12 protein-coding genes and 1 tRNA gene are annotated in these 19,863 nt (G+C 49.7%); 7 read left to right on the forward strand and 6 right to left on the reverse strand.

Annotated features, from left to right (window positions below; all coding sequences use genetic code 11):
* The first annotated feature begins 73 nt into the window (after positions 1-73).
* From DXD25_RS10290 to aat, 4 genes are all read left to right on the forward strand, one after another.
* Positions 74-580 carry a flavin reductase family protein gene (locus DXD25_RS10290; RefSeq protein WP_117663421.1) on the forward strand — a complete coding sequence of 169 codons (507 nt, stop codon included), beginning with the start codon at positions 74-76 and terminating at the stop codon, positions 578-580.
* Between the two features lie 10 nt (positions 581-590).
* Positions 591-893, forward strand: coding sequence for an ATP-dependent Clp protease adaptor ClpS (locus tag DXD25_RS10295; RefSeq protein WP_117663422.1), 303 nt, complete (start codon positions 591-593; stop codon positions 891-893).
* 68 nt (positions 894-961) lie between these two features.
* Positions 962-3,196, forward strand: a complete 2,235-nt coding sequence (locus tag DXD25_RS10300) for an AAA family ATPase (protein WP_370453416.1) — start codon at positions 962-964, stop codon at positions 3,194-3,196.
* Positions 3,197-3,202: 6 nt separating this feature from the next.
* Complete coding sequence (gene aat, locus DXD25_RS10305) at positions 3,203-3,868, forward strand: leucyl/phenylalanyl-tRNA--protein transferase (RefSeq protein WP_117663424.1); 666 nt, start codon at positions 3,203-3,205, stop codon at positions 3,866-3,868.
* A gap of 126 nt (positions 3,869-3,994) precedes the next feature.
* On the opposite strand, the gene pafA is transcribed toward aat, so the two are convergent.
* The 3 genes from pafA to DXD25_RS10325 form a co-directional block, all read right to left on the reverse strand.
* Entirely contained in the window at positions 3,995-5,605 is a 1,611-nt protein-coding gene (pafA, locus tag DXD25_RS10310; RefSeq protein ID WP_117663425.1) for an alkaline phosphatase PafA, read from the reverse strand.
* An 81-nt stretch (positions 5,606-5,686) separates the two neighbouring features.
* Positions 5,687-7,657, reverse strand: coding sequence for a heavy metal translocating P-type ATPase (locus DXD25_RS10315; RefSeq protein ID WP_117663426.1), 1,971 nt, complete (start codon positions 7,655-7,657; stop codon positions 5,687-5,689).
* A gap of 384 nt (positions 7,658-8,041) precedes the next feature.
* Positions 8,042-8,115, reverse strand: a tRNA-Ile gene (locus tag DXD25_RS10325).
* Positions 8,116-8,290: 175 nt separating this feature from the next.
* Between DXD25_RS10325 and DXD25_RS10330 the strand changes: the two genes are divergently transcribed.
* From DXD25_RS10330 to DXD25_RS10340, 3 genes are read left to right on the forward strand one after another with little or no spacing between them, the layout of a single operon-like run.
* Positions 8,291-10,930 (forward strand): calcium-translocating P-type ATPase, PMCA-type, encoded by a 2,640-nt coding sequence (locus DXD25_RS10330; RefSeq protein ID WP_117663428.1) that lies wholly within the window; start codon positions 8,291-8,293, stop codon positions 10,928-10,930.
* 1 nt (position 10,931) lies between these two features.
* Positions 10,932-11,870 (forward strand): bifunctional riboflavin kinase/FAD synthetase, encoded by a 939-nt coding sequence (locus tag DXD25_RS10335; protein WP_117663429.1) that lies wholly within the window; start codon positions 10,932-10,934, stop codon positions 11,868-11,870.
* A gap of 51 nt (positions 11,871-11,921) precedes the next feature.
* The gene (locus DXD25_RS10340) at positions 11,922-12,755 is read left to right on the forward strand and encodes a CPBP family intramembrane glutamic endopeptidase (RefSeq protein WP_117663430.1); all 834 of its coding nucleotides are present in this window, start codon (positions 11,922-11,924) and stop codon (positions 12,753-12,755) included.
* Positions 12,756-12,855: 100 nt separating this feature from the next.
* On the opposite strand, the gene DXD25_RS10345 is transcribed toward DXD25_RS10340, so the two are convergent.
* The 3 genes from DXD25_RS10345 to DXD25_RS10355 form a co-directional block, all read right to left on the reverse strand.
* Positions 12,856-14,292, reverse strand: a complete 1,437-nt coding sequence (locus DXD25_RS10345; protein WP_117663431.1) for a glycosyl hydrolase family 28 protein — start codon at positions 14,290-14,292, stop codon at positions 12,856-12,858.
* A 208-nt stretch (positions 14,293-14,500) separates the two neighbouring features.
* A complete protein-coding gene (locus DXD25_RS10350) occupies positions 14,501-16,519 on the reverse strand; it encodes a RagB/SusD family nutrient uptake outer membrane protein (RefSeq protein ID WP_117663432.1) in 2,019 nt (672 codons plus the stop codon).
* A 39-nt stretch (positions 16,520-16,558) separates the two neighbouring features.
* On the reverse strand, positions 16,559-19,852 hold the full coding sequence (locus DXD25_RS10355) for a TonB-dependent receptor (RefSeq protein ID WP_117663433.1): 3,294 nt from the start codon (positions 19,850-19,852) through the stop codon (positions 16,559-16,561).
* Between the last annotated feature and the right edge of the window lie 11 nt (positions 19,853-19,863).

Genomic DNA, 19,863 nt, shown 5'->3' on the forward strand with positions numbered 1-19,863 from the left:
TGAATTGGCATGGCTTTTGTTGAATGCTGCATTATTTCATTAATTAAAATATACAGAGAAAGGAAAAGATAAAATGGAGAAAATCAACGTAAAAGAACTGAATGATAATGTCTTCGAGACTATTGGTAAGGAGTGGATGCTGGTTTGCGCCGGCAACAAGGATAAGTTCAATATGATGACTGCCTCTTGGGGTTGCCTGGGATGGCTCTGGAACAAGCCGGTGGCTGTGGTATTTATCCGTCCGGAACGCTACACCCACGGCATCATTGAGGAGAATGAATTCATGACCCTCTCTTTCCTCGGCAATAGCGAGGAGGCTCGAAAGATATATAACTTCTGCGGATCCAAGAGCGGACGTGATTTCGATAAGGTAAAGGAAACAGGATTGACTCCTGTAGAGACCGATAATGGTTGCATCGGCTTCGAGCAGTCACGACTCACACTGGAATGTCGCAAACTTTATAAGGACAGTATGACTGCCGAGAAGTTTCTCGATAAGGATCTTCTGCAGTGGTATGGTGCCAAGGGTGGATTCCACGATGTTTACGTAGTGGAGATTACCAATGCTTATACAAAGTAATAATTAAGATATGGCTCAAGAACAGACAGCAATTCGTGAACGCCAGAAAACCAGGCTCAAGGAGCCGGGGCGTTACGTGGTGGTGATGTTTAATGATGACTTTACACCGATGGACTTCGTGGTAGAAATCCTCGAATCCATCTTCTTCAAGTCGCAGGCTGAGGCTGAAGCAATCATGCTCAAGGTTCACCATGAGGAGAAAGCCGTGGTGGGAACCTACAGCTATGACATCGCCAAGAGCAAGGTGGAGAAAGCGATGGAGAAAGCCCGTACGCAGAAGTATCCGCTGAAGCTCACTTATATGCCAGAATAAAGAAAGGAAAATATAGAATGGATAGTATGGGATTAACCCGATATATGAGTGTCTTGATGGACGATGCCATGAAGCAGGCCCGGTTTTTCGACCACGAGTTCGTGATGCCCGAGCACATGCTTCTGTCATTGCTCCGCCAATATGCCTTCTGCCAGGCTTTGCAGGAGGAAGGTGTGGATAGCATCAAGATGCATGAGGACTTGGTGGGATGGCTCGCCAAGCAGGAACGTGTGCCTGAAAACATCAAGTTCCTGCCAGAACCATCATCACTCTTCAAGACTATGTTTGGAACGGCGTGCGCCCTGGCTGCAGCCGCAGATAGAAAACTCGTGAATGTGCCTCATTTCGTGCAGGCGATGTTTGGCTTGCAGAACTCAGAAGCCGCTTTCCTGTTGTGTAAGAACGTAGGAGACCGACAGGGCGAATTCCTGGCGAGTGTGGATAGCTATTATCCGCTGGAAAATGAACCAGGTGATGAAACCCTGATGATGGGTGATGGCTACGATGAGGATGACTATGATAACGATTATGATGAAGACGAGGAGGATGGCAGAAGCCGACAGCCTCAGGATTGGCATCAGTTGGTTACCTGCATCTCTGATCAGGTAGAGGAGCACAATCCGCTCATCGGCAGAGAGCAGGAACTGGATAGAACCATCCAGGTGCTCTGCCGTGCAGAGAAGAACAATCCGCTTCATATCGGTGAACCGGGCGTAGGTAAGACCGCCCTGGTTTATGGTCTCGCCAAGCTCATCAACGAGAATCAGGTACCCGAGCGCCTCAAGGGCGCACGCATTTACGGTATGGATATGGGACAGATGCTTGCCGGTGCCCAGTATCGTGGCGACTTTGAAAAGCGCATCAAGATGGTGATGGAAGGAGCCGTGAAGGAAGGCAACACCATCATCTACATTGATGAGATTCATAATATGATAGGTGCCGGTCGTGGCTCTGATGGCGGACCGGATGCTTCCAATATGCTGAAGCAATATCTGGAGGCTGGCGACATCCGATTCATTGGTTCCACCACCTATGAGGAATTCAACCGCTACATGGCTCAGAGCAAGGGCATCGTGCGCCGGTTCCAGCAGATAGATATCAAGGAACCTACCGAGGAGGAGGCTATCAGAATCCTGGAGGGCTTGCAGTATAAATACAATAAGTTCCACAACGTAACTTATCGCAAGGACGCCCTGGAGTATGCCGTTCGTGCCAGTGCCAAATATATCAGCAACCGCTGTCTGCCTGATAAGGCCATCGACCTGATGGATGAGGCGGGTGCTTATCTGGAGGTGCATCCTGTGGAATATCGCCAGCGTTCTTACGTTACCAAGGCGATTATCCAGCAGATTCTCACCAAGGTCTGCAAGATAGATGCGGCTGCCATCAAGGATGAGAACAATGATTCTCTGGCTACGCTCCGCCAGCGCATACTCGACAAGATCTATGGTCAGGACAAGGCTGTGGATAAGGTGGTTGAGGCTGTGATGATGGCGAAGGCTGGACTGGTGGATGATGACAAGCCGATGGCTTCGCTGCTCTTCGTGGGTCCTACGGGCGTAGGTAAAACCGAGGTGGTTCGTGTCCTGGCAAAGGAACTCGGCATCGAGTTGGTGCGTTTCGATATGAGTGAATACACCGAGAAGCATACCGTGGCTAAACTCATCGGTTCGCCTGCCGGATACGTGGGTTATGAAGATGGCGGTCTTCTGACCGATGCCATCCGCAAGACACCAAACTGCGTGCTCCTGCTCGATGAGATTGAGAAGGCGCATAGCGACATCTACAACATCCTGCTGCAGGTGATGGACTATGCCCGATTAACCGATAACAAGGGTCAGAAGGCAGACTTCCGCAACGTAATCCTCGTGATGACTTCCAATGCCGGAGCGCAGTATGCATCCCAGGCAAGTGTAGGTTTCGGCGGTAATGTAACCCGTGGCGAGGCGATGCTGGCACAGGTGAAGAAGACCTTCAAGCCAGAGTTCATCAACCGACTTTCCGACACTGTGGTGTTCAACGATATGGATAAGCACATGGCAGAACTGATTCTAGCCAAGAAGCTTCGTCAGCTCGATGCAAAGTTGGCAGCAAAGGGAGTTTCTATTACGCTTACCGATGCGGCAAGAGAGAAGATTTTGGAGTGGGGCTTCACCAAGGAATATGGTGCCCGCGAGATGGATCGTGTCATCGGCAACCGCCTGAAGCCTATCCTGATGAAGGCTCTGCTCTTCGGCAAGCTCAAGAAGGCAGGCAAGGGCTGCGTAGATTTCGATGGTAAGGAATTGGTGATTAATTGTTAGAAAGCGATGATATTACAGATAGATGAAAATGCGGAAGAGATTTATTTTCCCGATCCGCATTACGGCGATGAAGACGGATGTTTTGCGATAGGTGGCGACTTGAGCATCGACCGCCTGCTGCTGGCTTACAGCAACGGCATCTTTCCCTGGTATAGCTTTCGCGACCAGCCGGAGATACTCTGGTTCTGTCCGATGAAGCGCTTCGTCATCTTCCCGGATGAAATCCACATCAGCCATTCCATGAGAACCTTGCTGAGAAAGAACAGGTACAGCGTGGGAATCAACGAGGATTTCGATGCTGTGATTCGTGCCTGTAGCAAGACCAATGGCCGTTACGAGGAAGATGGTGCCTGGTTGGATGAAAACATCATCCAGGCATTCACCGCCCTTCATGAGCAGGGCTTTGCGGCAAGCGTGGAGGTATGGGATAATGAAACCGGTGAACTGGTGGGCGGACTTTATGGCGTCACCATCGGCAAGGTCTTCATTGGCGAGAGCATGTTCTCCAAGGTTCCGTCAGGCTCTAAGATAGCCCTCATCTTCCTGGCCCGTTATCTGCAGGAGCATGGAGGCAAGATGATAGATTGCCAGTTGGAAACCCCGCATCTCAAGTCGATGGGTGGCAGATATATTTCCTACGAGGAATATATGGAAATCATGAATGAAGAATAATTCCTGCTGAAAGCGAGTAGCGTCTCTATTGTAAAAAGACGACTTTCTTCTTTTGGTGAAAAAATAATAAAGGCTAGGTTCCCGAAACAGGAAAACCTAGCCTTTATTTTTTAGCATTTACTTTTTTCAAAATATCGGTGTGCCGATGCAGCCGTTAGGTGCCTGAATATGTAGCAGGGCACATACGGTAGCGGCAATATCCGTCATATAGTGAGGCTGGGCGCTCTCGCCGTGCTGAATGCCCCAACCCATAAACAGGCAAGGAATATGGATATCGTATGGATTCCATGCTCCGTGGGTAGTTCCCTTGCTGCTGTAATATTCGTAGTGACCTGGTTTCAGTACAATCTGAACACCTCCGCTGCGCTCACGGTTGTAACCGTTGATGGCACGGAACTTCAGCTCTTCAGGGATGCTCTCGATAGAGGTTTTCTCCATGTCGAAGGCATAGTGCACATCCTTGTCTTTCTTCAATCTATCTACCACTGCCTGCTTGATGGCTGCGTAATCCAAACCAAGTTCTTCGATGATATCTGTGTTGAAGAACACCTGGTAGTTCATGATGGTTTTCACGAGGTCCTTGTCGGTATTGAACTTAGCCTTCAGAATCTGATTCAGCTCTTCTACCAATCCCTTTTTGTTCCAGATGCCGGCAGGGATTCGCTGGTCCTGTAGGAAGGTGGCGTTGTTCACGCCTCCATGGTCGGCGGTGAGGACAGTGAGATAATTTCCCTTGCCCACGGTCTGGTCGAGATAAGCGAAGAAATCTGCCAAAGCCTTATCTAATCTAAGATAGCAATCCTCTGTTTCGATAGCGTTTACGCCCACCTGATGACCGATGTAATCGGTGCTTGAACAGCTGATGGTCAGCAGGTCAGTATCTGTGTTTCTACCCAGGTTCTCGCCCGCGATGGCAGCCTTGGCAATATCGAAGGTCAGGTTGCAGCCGAATGGAGTGTTGCGGAGAATCTTGTAACCATGCTTTTTATATAAGGTAGGCAGGTCGAGTGGCAATACTGCCTTTTCGCCTTCAACAATTCCATTCTCGTAGTTGTTGTCATCGCTGGTGCTCTCCTTGTAGGAATCGATAGGGTAGAGCGTCTCCCATTTCTTGGAAAGATACTTGTTTGGGAGTTTCTGCTTGTTGAACTTGTTCACCCACTCAGGCAACTTATCCATATAGAAAGTACTGGTGATGAACTTGCCCGACTTGTCATCAAACCAGAAAGCGCCATTGGCGTGATGACCCGCAGGGAGGATGGAAGCTCTGTCTTTCAAGGCTACACCAATCACCTTAGAGCGGTTGTTGGTAGCCAGACGAAGTTCATCGCCGATGGTGGTTACCCACAGATTGCGAGGCGACATCTTGCCAGCTTTGCTGTCTGAACCCACAGGGTTCACGGTATCATCAGCAGTACAGTACACAACCTTTCCATCCTTCACGAAGTTATTGCCAGCGATTCCGTGGATAGAAGGCACGGAACCGGTCCAGATAGAAGAGTGGCCGATGGCTGTAACCGAAGGGATATAAGGAATCTTGCAGTTCTCTACGCTGAATCCTTCTCCGAGCATTCTCTTGAATCCGCCTTCGCCGTAGCGGGCGTAGTAGCGATAGAGATAATCCCATCGCATCTGGTCGATAACGATGCCTACAACGAGCTTAGGGCGTTGAGGCTGAGCCTGTGCAATGCCGCAGAAGCAGCAGAGCACGAAGATGAGGTTGATAATCTTATTCATAGTCAAAATGTCTTTTTTATACATAACCATTCAGTATTGTATATTACAATTCGGTTGCAAAGATACAACTTATTTTGGTATTTAACGATAAAAAAGACGATTTTTACCCAAACTTCTCATGGCGTTCAATACAGCCAGTACCGTAACACCTACATCGGCAAAGACAGCCATCCACATGGTGCCGAGACCAATGGTGGCGAGAATCAGTACGGCAACCTTCACTCCGATGGCAAATATCACGTTCTCGTGAGCGATATGAATGGTTCTTCTGGCTATCTTCACGGCAAGGGCAATCTTTCTAGGGTCATCATCCATCAGTACTACATCGGCAGCTTCGATGGCTGCATCGCTTCCAAGTCCACCCATGGCAATGCCCACATCGGCACGTTTCAATACAGGGGCATCGTTGATACCGTCGCCTACGTAAGCGAGCGTCTTGCCTGCCGGTTTTGTCTTCAGCAGTTGTTCTACATGCGAAACCTTGTCGGTTGGCAGCAGTTCTGCGCGGCATTCGTCCAGTCCCAGTTTGTGGGCAACATCTTCTCCCACTTCTCTGCGGTCGCCCGTCAGCATTACCGTTTTCTCTACTCCCAGTTCTTTCAGCTCTCTGATGGCATGGGCGCTTCCTCCCTTAAGGGTGTCGTTGATCACAATATGTCCCGCGTACTTGCCATCAATGGCGACGTGGATGATGGTTCCCACCTGGTTGCAGTCGTGCCATTGGGCACCGATGCTTTCCATCATCTTCTTGTTGCCCACGCAAACCACCTTGCCGTTCACTTTGGCACGGATACCCTGTCCTGCAATCTCCTCTACATCGGTCACCTCGCAGCCATCCGTTGCTTCTTGAGGGAAGGCAGTACGCAGGGCTGCTCCGATAGGGTGGGTAGTGAAATGTTCAGCATGAGCTGCCAGATGAAGCAGGATTTTCTCCTTGTCAGAATATTCGCCAATATGTACATTATCTGCATCATGGGATGAATGGTCTGGGCAGGAAGCGTCTGCATGAACAGCTGCTACGGCAAACTCTCCGTGGGTCAAGGTACCCGTCTTGTCGAACACTACGGTTCCCACCTTGGCTAAAGCATCCATATAGTTGCTGCCCTTGATGAGAATACCATTCCGGGATGCTCCACCGATGCCGCCAAAGAAGGTGAGGGGCACGCTGATGACCAGAGCGCATGGGCAGGAAACCACCAGGAATATCAGGGCGCGGTTGAGCCATAATGGGAAGTTCTCGCCAAAGGTTCCTTCACCTACGATTCCTGTTGCTGCCAGGAATGGAGGAATAAAAGCCAGGGCAATGGCTGCGAAAACAACGATAGGAGTATAGACTCGGGCGAAACGGGTGATGAAAGCCTCGCTTTTCGACTTGTTCTTGTCTGCACTCTCTACCAGAGAAATAATCTTGGATACGGTACTTTCGCCAAAACTCTTGGTGGTGCGTACACGAACCACTCCCGACAGGTTGATGCATCCAGACATGATAGTATCGCCTTCGTTCAAATCCCGTGGCATACTTTCTCCCGTCAGGGCAACAGTATTCAAGGCTGAATTGCCCTCAATGACAACGCCATCCAGAGGCACTTTCTCTCCCGGACGGATTACAATCGTTTCTCCAATCTTTACATCTTCAGGAGAAACGATCTCTACCTTTCCGTTTCTTTCAACATTCGCTACATCCGGTCGGATATTCATCAGATGCGAAATACTGTCGCGGCTCTTTCCTTCCGCATATCCTTCGAAGAGTTCGCCCACCTGAAAGAAGAGCATCACGAAGACTGCCTCCGGAAATTCTGTGTCTGATCCAGGAAAGAATCCGATGCAAAGTGCTCCGATGGTTGCAATAGCCATCAGAAAGTTTTCGTTAAACATATCGCCCTTGGCAATGCCTTCTGCAGCTTCGCCCAGTGTCTCGTGTCCTATTAATAAATAAGGAATGAGATAGACGAGGAGTAACTGCCAGGTAGCCAGACTGTATTCCTTTTCGATTAAAACGGCTGTTATCAGGAGAATAACAGTTACACCGATAAGAATGAGTTTGGATTTCAAACCGCCTTCTTCATGATGATGATGGTGGTGGCAACCGCACCCCTGGTGCTCATGTTCTTCTGTGGAGCATGAGTAGTCATGATTGTGCTCATGATGATGTTCGTGAGAATCTTCACAATGGCATTCATGATGATGTTCGTGAGAAAGTTTCATTTCTTCCATAATTTTGCAATACTTTTAGTTCTATATACCCCGGAACATTCAGTTCCTTTTTCTATTTCGGTTGCAAAATTACGAAAAGGTTTCTGCAACTTGGTTGCAAAAGCTCCAGTTGCCCTCTTAATGTTTTTTTTGTTTACGCAAAAACAAATAGACCAAATTCAAGCAAACCAGCAACGAAAAAAGCAGTTAAGCAAAAATAGCTTAACTGCTTGATTTTCAAAGTGGACCAGCTAGGGCTTGAACCTAGGACCTCCAGATTATGAGTCTGTTGCTCTAACCAACTGAGCTACAAGTCCATTGAATTTTTATCAAATTCGAGTGCAAAGATACTAGATTTTAGGCAAATAACCAAATAAAATCTTAAAAATTTTCCTTGAATCAGAAAAATAGCGTATCTTTGCACCAAATTATGTGCGCACACGTGCGTATGTACTTATTAATCGTACAAAAGAAAAGTATTTCTATTCAGAAATGGACATAGACAAAAACAAAAGAATCGGTCTTACCGACGAACAAGTAAAACAGAGTAGGGAACAGCATGGCAAAAACGTGCTCACCCCTCCTCAACGTACCTCATTATGGAAACTGTATTTGGATAAGTATCGCGATCCGATTATCCAGATACTCCTTGTGGCGGCTTTCGTTTCCCTTATCCTCGCTTTCATCGAAAAGAATTTCATGGAGACCATCGGTATCTTCGTGGCTGTTTTCCTGGCTACCACCGTGGGCTTCTACTTTGAGCGCGATGCGGCTAAGAAGTTTAATCTGCTTACGGCGCTCAGCGAAGAGCAGCCGGTAAAGGTGCGCCGCAATGGTAAGGTGATGGAGATTCCGCGCCACGATGTGGTGGTGGGAGATGTGGTACTCGTGGAAGTGGGTGACGAGGTGCCTGCCGATGGCGAACTCATCGTCTGCAACGACCTGCAGATGAATGAATCTACCCTGACGGGCGAGCCCATTACCGAGAAAGCTCTGGAAGGCGGTGGTGATGGAGCCTATCCACGCAACGTCATCCTCCGTTCTACCATGGTGATGAATGGCAGGGGCGAGTTCGTGGTTACTGCCGTGGGCGATGCTACCGAGATTGGTAAGGTGGCGAAGAAATCTACCGAACAGACTTCGGTGGAGACACCGCTTCACATGCAGCTCGATAAGTTGGCAAAAATGATTTCCAAGGTAGGCTCCGTGGTATCTGTGGCAGCCTTCTTCATCTTCCTGATTCACGATATCCTCACCAACCCGGCATGGGGCGGCAAGGATTATTTTTATATGGCAGAAATCGTGCTGAAATACTTCATGATGGCTGTTACCCTGATTGTGATGGCGGTGCCTGAGGGATTGCCGATGGCGATTACCCTTTCTCTGGCGCTCAACATGCGAAGGATGCTGAAGTCGAACAATCTGGTGCGCAAGCTCCATGCCTGCGAAACCATGGGTGCCGTTACCGTGATCTGTACCGATAAAACCGGTACGCTTACCCAGAACAAGATGCAGGTGAGCGCCCTGGAACTCAAGCAGGGCGATGAGGCGCTGCTCGATACTGCCATCGCCCTCAACTCTACAGCCGAGTTGAATGACGGCAAACCTATCGGAAACCCTACCGAGTCGGCTCTCCTGCTCTGGCTCGATGCCCATGGTAAGGATTATGAAGAACTCCGCAAGCAGGTGAACGTGCTCAAGCAGTTGCCTTTCTCTACCGAGAGAAAGATGATGGCAACCTTGGCAGAAGTTGATGGCGAGACCTATCTCTTCGTGAAGGGTGCGCCTGAAATCGTGATGAAGAAATGCATCATCGAAGATAGAATGCTGAAACAGACTGCCGAAGAACTCGACGAGTGGCAGCATAAGGCAATGAGAACCCTGGCGTTCGCCTATAAGAAGATAGAAACTTCTATCATGAGAACCTCCAGAACCTCTACTGCCGAAGTGGTAGCACTTCTCGATGCCAATGACCTTCAGTTGCAGGCCATTGCAGCCATTGCCGATCCTATCCGTCCGGATGTTCCTGCTGCCGTGCAGGAGTGCCGCCATGCGGGTATCGAAGTAAAGGTGGTTACGGGTGATACGGCTGCCACCGCCTTGGAGATAGGCAAGCAGATAGGTGTCTTCGAAGATGAACCTGAGAATATCGGAGCAGATGGCTCTCTGACCTCGCTCGACCAGCAGATGATTACGGGTGAACAGTGGGAGGCTCTTTCTGATGAAGAGGCTTACGAACGGGCAAAGGATATCCGAGTGATGAGCCGTGCCCGTCCTACCGATAAGCAGCGACTGGTGGCGATGCTCCAGAAGCGAGGCGAAGTGGTTGCCGTAACAGGCGACGGTACCAACGATGCTCCGGCGCTTCACTATGCCCACGTGGGCTTGTCGCTGGGTTCGGGAACTTCCGTGGCAAAAGAGGCTTCGGATATGACCCTGCTCGATGATTCCTTCAAGTCTATCGCCAACGCCGTGATGTGGGGACGCTCGCTCTATCGCAATCTGCAGCGCTTCCTCTTCTTCCAGTTGGTAGTAAACGTGGCAGCCCTCTTGCTGGTGCTTGGCGGATCTGTCATCGGAACTGAAATGCCGTTGACGGTAACCCAGATTCTCTGGGTGAACCTTATCATGGATACCTTCGCAGCCTTGGCACTTGCCTCATTGCCTCCATCTCACGAGGTGATGAAGGAGAAACCACGCAAGGCATCCGATTTCATCATCAACAAGAGTATCGGTTTCGGTATCCTGTTCTGTGGCATCGTCTTCTTCCTTGTGATGTTTGCCCTGCTGGTTTACTGCGAGCGCAGAGGCAAGGGTGGAGTAGATGTGCATGAACTGACCATGTTCTTCACCACCTTCGTGATGATCCAGTTCTGGAACCTCTTCAATGCCAAGGCGCTGATGAGTCATCACACCGCCTTCCGCCATTTCCTGAAGGATAAGGGAATGATTCTGGTGCTTGTACTGGTATTGGTGGGTCAGTGGATCATCGTTACCTTCGGTGGCGAAATGTTCCGCACCACACCATTGTCGCTCCACGAGTGGCTGCTCATCATCGGCTCAACCTCCGTTGTACTTTGGGTGGGCGAGCTGTGGAGAGCTTTTAAGAGAATGATAGCAAAGAGAAGATAGAATGAATACAATACATTATAACGATACCGTGCAGTTGCCGCCATGTGTGGCAACCATCGGTTTCTTCGACGGGGTGCATCGTGGACATCAGTTCCTGATTCATCATCTCGTAGAGACAGCACGAAAGGATGGCTTGCAATCCACCGTCATCACCTTCGATGCGCATCCCCGCAAGGTTTTGCAGGCGGATTATCAGCCGGAGATGCTGAGCACGCTCGATTCCAAACTGCTGCTGCTTTCGAAGACGGAAGTGGATAACGCCGTGGTGCTGCATTTCGACAAGGCGATGGCTGCCATGTCGGCAAGAGAGTTTATGCAGCAGGTGCTCCACGACCATCTCAACGTAAGGAAACTCTTCATCGGTTATGACCATCGCTTCGGTCACAACCGCGAGGAGACTTTCGATGATTACGTGCGCTATGGCAAGGAGATGGGCATCGAGGTAATCCGGAACGAGGCCTTCCAGATAGATGGCATCAATATCTCTTCTTCCGTAATCCGCTCTTTCCTGAAAGAGGGAGAAGTGGAGATGGCAGCCCAGTGCCTCGGTTTCCCTTATACCATCATCGGAAAGGTGGTGAACGGATTCCATGAAGGCAGAAAGCTCGGTTTCCCTACAGCCAATCTCGACATCTCTCACTTCGGACAGCTGATTCCTGCTCCTGGCGTCTATGCCGTAAAGGTAAGACTGGAGAATTCGGTGGTATGGAAGCGGGGAATGATGAATGTGGGCAACCGTCCTACTTTCAATGGCAAGCAGATAACGCTGGAGACGCATATCTTCAATTTCGATGGCGACATCTACGACCAGCTCCTGCTCGTAGGCTTCGTGAAGCGAATAAGGGGCGAACGGAAGTTTGATGGTCCCGAGGAGTTGGCGGCGCAACTAAAGATGGATGAGCAGACCGTGCTGGATCTCTTCGAAAAGGAAGTGGAATGATAGCAGGAATGCTATTAACTATAAAACAGTTAATTATAAACTATAAAAGCAATGGCAAAGATTAATTTAAAGAGAGGTTTGACGGATGTGGTCCTCTACCTTATTATATTTATAGTAGTACAAATCATCATGATGTATGCCGGTGTTGGAATCTGGGCAGGCATCAAGGGTGAAGGTTATCAGGCAACGCTTCAGGCAGTAAGTACGGGCGGTAACGCCATTCTTACGGCGCTTGTTCAGGTGTTCAGCAGTGTCATCACCCTCATCATCTTCCTGAAGACGAAATGGACGCCGCTTACCCGCAGTTATCTGCTTTCCAAGCCTTGGGGCACACTTCTCTGGGTGGCATTGTTCTCCCTGGGAACCATCATCCCCCTGTCGTTCCTCTATGAACAGCTGGGCATCGAGATGGATGAGAATACCCAGCAGATATTCACCTCGCTGATGAAGGAGCCTTGGGGCTATGTAGCAATCGGCATCCTGGCGCCTCTTGCCGAAGAGGTCGTGTTCCGTGGAGCCATCCTCCGCACCCTGCTGGGCATCATGAGCAAGAAGAACCATTGGGTAGCCATCATGATTTCTGCAGCCATCTTCGGAATTGTTCATGCCAATCTGGCACAGTTTATCAATGCCCTTCTGATGGGCTTGCTCCTGGGATGGATGTATTATCGCACCGGCAGTCTTGTTCCGGGCATCCTGCTCCACTGGGTAAACAATACGATGGCGTATGTACTTGCCAATATCATGCCGCAGAGCGACGGTAAGCTCATCGACCTCTTCCATGGCGATGAGAAGACCGTATATTATGCCGTAGGCTTCTCTCTCTGCATCATGATTCCAAGTTTTATACAGATGATTATCAGATTAAAGAAAGCAAAGGCTTGATGTCTTTCAGATAGTAATAGCATCATACAATAAAGGCTGCTCCTTCATCACTGAAGGGGCAGCCGTTTTCTTTATATATCAACGTAGATTGTAAGTAGAATTATTTGCTGAATGTGATGTTATCCACATGGTCGTTCACGTAGATATTTGCCATATCTGCTGTCTTGTACCACTTTGGCTTTCCCGGCATATCATCCGAAATCACTTTACCATTAATCGTGAAGTTCTCGAAGCGGATGTTCTTCACCTTGCGGTTCTCGTCGTAACCGGCGATGATGCCCATGTTGGGAGCTTCTCCGGTGTAGGCGATATTGCGCAGGGTAATATCCTCGATGCCTCTTCCTGGCGCAGAGCAGTATTTCTTGTTGAAGCATACGCGCATGTTGAAGAGCATACCCTTGCGAATGTTTTCGATGCGGAAGTTCTGGAAGGTAACGCCCTTTACCAGGATGTTGTCGCCATTGTTGATGCCGATGCAACCCTGATAGTCTATCTGGTTTTCGGTGTGCTCCAGGATGTCGATGTTATCATAGAGCACATTGCTGATTTCCTCGTTCTCAGGCGTCTCGCTGTGCAGACCTATCATGATAGGGTGAGCTACGTCTGCCCACATCACGAAATCCTTGATGGTGATGTTCCTGCAACCGCCATGATAGTTCTTGCGGGTGCAGTAGATGGTAGAGCAGTCGTCGCTGGTACGGGCGAAGAGGTGCTCCTGGTAGATGTTGTTGCTGGCAAAGATGTTGAAACCATCGCCCCAGCCATACCAGCTCATCACCTTGGCATTCTTCACGGTCACGGAATCGCTACCGCCGATAGGCAACTGGGTGGTGAGAGGACCGTCGATATACACGTTCTTGCTGTATCTCACCATGATACCCTCGTGATGGCCCGGCATTACGATGCCGTGACCGAGAATCTTTACATCCCTAGAGCCATAGGTGGATAACCAACCCTTGATGACGGCTCCGTTATCGATGAAAACAGTCTTGCCTGATGCAATGTGGATGGAATCGCCCTTGAAATCGTGAACGCCCGGTCCGAAATACATCAGGTCTTTCTTCTTCTTTACCTTTGGCTTTTCCAGGATGTTGTCTGCGAAGATCTGGAGATTCTGGTAGATGTTGCCGTTGATTTCTACGGAGAGGTAGCGGGGGCGGTCGAGTGTGAACGTCAACGTGTTGCCCTCTTGCTTAGCCTCTATTCCGTAGGAATTCGGACGAATCTTATAACTTTTGATATCCTGAGCAATGCTCTTTACCTGAATTTCAACTTTACCTTCGAATTCAAACTTTGCCACCGAGGTGATTTCTGCGTTGTGTTTGGCATTCGCCACTCTATCTACCTTGAAGGCGTAGGTGTCGATATCTTGCCATTCACCGCCAGTGGTGCGGGCTTTTACCTCAAAGTCTTTCTTGAGTTCGATGCCGGCTGGAGCCTTGGCTATTACCAGACGGTTATTCGCCGCCGTATGCCCCTTGGCTGTCATCGATAGGGTGATGAGGCACAGCATTAGTGTTGTTATTATCTTTTTCATATAGAAAGAGTATTTCTTGGATAATATACTTGTTTTTATTATGAATAAAAATCTCCGTTCAAAAGTTTTGAATGTACGTTCATAAGTATTGAATGTGTATTCAGAACTTTTGAACATAGGTTCAATGCTTTTGAACGAAGAATTCCCTTAACCCTAGAGACTTTTCTCTCTAGGGCTTTTTTATTTTTCCATTCGTCGCGTTGTGAATTTACCAGCCAGGGTTCTGTGTCAACGCAGGGTTCAGACGAATCTGCTGCAATGGGATGGCGTCGAGATAGTCGCGCTGGGTCCAATGCAGGTTCTCTGCGAGTACTGCGATGGTGCGGCCATAGTCTGGATCATCCTTGCTTACGCCGGCACTCTCATCATACAAACCATATTGGGTAGGATACTTCTCAGGGTAGTAGCAAGGCTCGCCGAAGTACTGGTTGTCGTTACACTTGTTGTTGGTGTAAGCAGTATTCAATACGTGGCGACCCAGCTTCTGTCCGCGGAGGTTGATCTGTGCGATACCCCAACGCTTCAGGTCATTCATGCGGAAGCCTTCTCCGAAGAGTTCGCAAGCACGCTCACGGCGAATCTCATCGAGCATGGTCATCTTGTGGCAGACGGTCTTGTTGGTCTTGTAATCCCACCATCCTGCATCCCATACATCCTTGATGAGGGCATTGGTGAGGTGAGCTACACGGGCACGGTCGCGGAGCAGATTGATGGAGATGTCAAGGTCGGCATCAGAAATCAGACCATTGCCCAGCTCGCAGGTTGCCTCGGCATAGTTTAGATATACCTCGGCAAGGCGAAGGATAGGCCAATCAGGTGACTCCGTCTTGTCTGCACGGGTTCCTTCCGGATTGTACTTGCGGCAGCCGTATCCATAGAACGTGGTATTGCCACGGAGACTTGGATGGAACACACCACGAACGCTGGAGTAAGCAGGATCTGACGAGTCGTATTCATCATTGTTCTTTACAATCAATGGCTCTGGATAAGGTTTGCCGTCAGCCTCAGTATGAGGAGTGCTGTATTCCGGGCGGTTGCCCCAGCTTACACGGTCAGGACACCAGGTGCTGCCTACGAATCGGTAGTCGCGGTTGTGGTACTCGCCTGCAAAGGTTCCCCATCCCTCAAACTCTGGGTTGTTCTGGGCGTCCTTCATGTCGCCTGTGTAACTGATGCGGATAGGCAATCCGTTGCGGCAGAGGAATGACTCGCCAAACTGGGTGCTGATGCCCACGCCCTGCCAGGTCTGTACGGTATGACCGATGTTCTTGCCCACGCGCTTCAAGTCGTAGTCATATTTCTTGTAGATGATGAACTCCTTGTTGGTGCTCTTTCCCTTTCCCCAAGGGTTGGATACGTTGCCACCCTTGTCGTCTATATTAAAGAGGTAGTAGTAACTCAGCGAGTCGCACTCGTTCCAGAGGGCATAAGTGCCATTGTTCTTTGCCTCGTCCATCACCGCCTTCGACATGTTCTTTGATTCGGTCAGCATGTCGGTAACAGATGGATAACCCTGAGGCTTGGCTGTACCTGCACCCTTCTCGGTGCCGTCACCATCCAGGTCGTAGTTGATGGTTGGTACGTATTTCTCCCAAGTTGCCTCATAGAGAAGTACTCTTCCCAGGTAAGCCTGAGCAGCCTCCTTGCTGATGCGTCCCTTGTCGGCAGCAGCGATGGCAGTCTCCTTAGGGAGAAGTTCGATGGCTTTGCGGAGGTCGGCTACCAGGAAGTTGAATACCTCGTAGCGGCTCTTTCTAGGACCATAGAGTGCCTCGTCGTTTACATCGAGTACATGGTCGATGACAGGTACACCGCCAAAGTGCTGCAACAGTTCGAAGTAAGCCATGCCACGGAAGAAGTAGGCTGTACCTACCGAGGCATTGATGGCTTTCTTGTCGCCGGTGTATTCATCTGCCTTTTTCAGCAGGATGTTGTATTGGCGGATGTTCTTGTAGTTGTCGTTCCAGTTTCCGCTGCTCTCTGGAGCAGAACCGCCGCCATTGGAACCGAGACCTGTGATGTCGGTACCGCCGTCCCACTTATTGTAGTCCCAACCACCCATCAGGTCAACAAAGCGGTCGGCAGCCTGCTGGAACTGGGTTGCATTCTTGAATGCGATGGCTTCGGTAGCTGCTGATAGAGGTTCCTTTTCGAGGAAGTCGCTACAGGAGGTCATGCCTGCTACGAGTGCTGATGCCATCAACAATTTTGTTATATTTGATTTCATAATTGTTTCCTTTTAAAATAATTGTTTCTTTTCTTCACTTTAGAACGTCAAGTCGACACCGAATGTAATCTGGCGGCTGAATGGGAAGGTATTGTTGGATGCCTCACCATATTCTGGATCGTATCCATCCTTTACCTTGGTCCACTCCCAGAGGTCATCGCCAGAGAAGTAAACTCTCAGCTTGTTGATGCCAGCCTTTGAGGTCCATGCCTTTGGCAGGGTATAGCCTACAACGAGTGACTTCAGACGGATGTACTTGTTGTTCTGTACGCTCACGTCCTTGTTCTGATAGTTCCACCTATTGAAGGCCGCGTCGCGAGAGGCTATGGCATATTCGGCATTCGGGTTTTCCTCGCTCCACATCTTGCCCATGAAGGATACATTCTGTCTTGTATAGTTTACAACCCATGGTGCATACATATTACCTGTGCGCAGAATCTTCTGCTTGCCGATGCCCTGGAAGAACATGTTGAAGTCGATACCCTTCCACTCCAAGCCTCCCTTGATACCGAAGGAGAGACGTGGGCCTGCATCGCCTGCATAGTAAATATCATCACGGGTGATGACACCATCACCATCGAGGTCAACCACCTTGCGGGCTCCAGGACGGAGGGTATTGGTCTTCTGCTTACCGGGAGCTGGGAGGATGTTGCCTTCCTTTGGACCTGTGTGGTCAGCGTTCCAATAATATTTATCGTAGTATGCATCTACTTCTGCCTGATTCTGGAACAGTCCGTCGGTCTTATATACGTAGATGGAATTGCGAGGCTTGCCTATCAGTCTGTTGGAGTTCAAACCTGCGTTTGGCACATTCTCGTTGTTGGTGAGTTTCTTCACCTCAGAGCGGGCATCTGCAAGGTTGAAGCCAACATTGTACTTCACTTCGCCAATCTTGTCGCGCCAGTTGAGGGCAAACTCCCAACCGCGGGCACCGAACTTACCATCGTTTACCTTAGGGGCGCTGGCTCCGAGTACCTGAGGATACTCTACGCTGATAAACATACCCGTATTGTTCTTGATGAAGTAATCGAACGATCCACTCAAGCGGTTATTCAGCAGGGTGAAGTCGAGACCGAAGTTATGGCTCTCGATGGTCTCCCAACTACGCTGGTCGCTGGTCATACCGCCCAACCACATGGTGGTATGTGCGCTAGGATTGATACCGAGGATGGTGCTGCCGGTAGAGAGTGTTGCATAACGCTCGTAGTTGCCGATGCCTTCCACGCTACCCGTCTTACCATAGTTGTAGCGCAGCTTCAGGTCGTTGAGCCAGGTAAGGCTCTTCATCCACTTCTCGCCAGAGATGCGCCAGTAGCCTGATACTGAGTAGAAGTTTTTCCAGCGCTGGTTGGTTGCCAGCTTGGATGAACCATCTCGGCGGCCCAGAAACTCGACAGCATAGCGATTGTCGTAATCGTAGTTCAGACGGGTAATGTAAGATACCAATCCCCATGAATTCTTTCCACCGCCTGCGCCATTGTTGTCGCCACCCTGGAACATATCCAAGTCTTCCAGACCTGAACCCTCGAAGAGAGGTCCCTTGTTTCTGGATGCGGAGAGACCTTTGTAGGTTTCCTGTTCTGCGGTCATACCCAGCATGGCTGCCACGTTGTGTACGTTGGCAAAGGTGTTCTTATAGTTGAGCATGGCGCTGAGGTTCATGTTCTCCCAACGTTTGTTAACCTGATCCATGCTGCCAGGACTCTTCTTGTTACCTGTAGGAGTACCAACCCAGTCGTAATACTGCACCTTATAATAGGTATGCTGACTGTTCTCTTCTACCATCTTGTAGGCAGCGTTACCAGTCAGGGTCAGTCCCTTGAGCAGCTTGTGGAAGTCGTAAGTTCCCTGCACGTTGCCACGCAAGGTGGTAAGATAGTAGTGATAGGTACCACCATTGAGCAAACCGCCGATAGGATTTCTGCTTCCAGAGAAGGTATCGTATGGGTCGCCGTTCTCATTGTAGATAGGCCAGAACCACTGGTCCATCCATCCCTGTCCCAGGTCTTGTGAAGGAGTCTGACGATGACGCTTCTCGTAGGCGATATTGGTAGAAAACTTCAAGTCTTCTGTTGCCTTGTAGTCGGAGTTGAGTCGGGCACTCCACTTGCGTTGACCGTCGTAAGCTGGTTTCAGCTGTGATTGTGCGCTCTCATATCCCAGGGAGAGGTTGTAGCCGAATCGCTGGTCTGCACCCGAGATGTTGACATTGTGCTTCTGCGAATTAGCTTGTCCGTAGAGGGCATCCATCATATTCTGGTTGGTATCCCAGCGCTCTATCTTGTTACCATTGCGCAGAGTCAGTATCTTTCCTGCACGGAGCGCATTGAAGAGTTTTTCACCCTTATAGACGGTAGGGTTACCAGTCTCTGGGTCGATATCGGTCTCGTCGAGTGTTGGACCACCGAAGCTGTTGAATATCCACCAGTTGATGTTCTTGTGGATAGTCTCAGGATCTGTAGCGCCGGAATTAACCTTGGCATCGTTATACTGAGCCTCGTAGAACATATCCAGCCATTCGCTAGTGTTGGTCAATGGCGACTGGATACCATCGATGGTACGGCTGAAGGAACCATGATAGGAAATCTGTGCCTTGCCCTCCTTGCCACGCTTGGTGGTAACAAGGATAACGCCGCTGGCAGCACGTGAACCGTAGATGGCTGCAGAAGCATCCTTCAATACGGAGATGTTCTCAATATCGTTGCCGTTCATAGAGTTCAACTCGTCGATGGAACCCGTAACACCATCAATGATGATGAGTGGAGAGGAGTTGCCGTTGATGGAAATATCACCACGAATCTTGAAGGCTGCACCCTCGGCACCCGGACGGGTAGAGGTACGGGTAACGGTCAAACCGGGAATCTCACCCTGAAGGGCTACGGCTGTAGAAGAAACGGAGCGGTCCTTGAATACTTCCTCACCCTTGATCTGGGTGATGGCAGAGGTAAGGGAGGCCTTCTTCTGCTGACCGTAACCTACTACCACAACATCCTGTAAGGCATTGTTATCCTCAGAGAGTGTAATCTTGAGATTGCCACCCTTAGGATTCTTGAGGGTCTGAGTCTTGTAGCCAATATATGAAATCTCTACATTTCCATTGGCGTTAGTGAGTGTAAACTTGCCATCGATATCGGTGACGGTACCATTCTTGCTACCTTTCACTCTTACCGATGCGCCGATGACAGGCTCACCGTTTTGGTCAACTACAATACCCTGTATGGTATTGCCCTTTTGCTGCTGGATGCTCATGCAGAGCGTCTCCGCTGCAGAAACCTGAAGCGATGGGCTTGCTGCCAAGCACAACATCGGCAAAACTAAAAGCTGTTTCTTCATCTTTCTTGTAG

The organism is Prevotella sp. TF12-30, assembly GCF_003436715.1.
Taxonomy (GTDB): Bacteria; Bacteroidota; Bacteroidia; order Bacteroidales; family Bacteroidaceae; genus Prevotella; species Prevotella copri_A.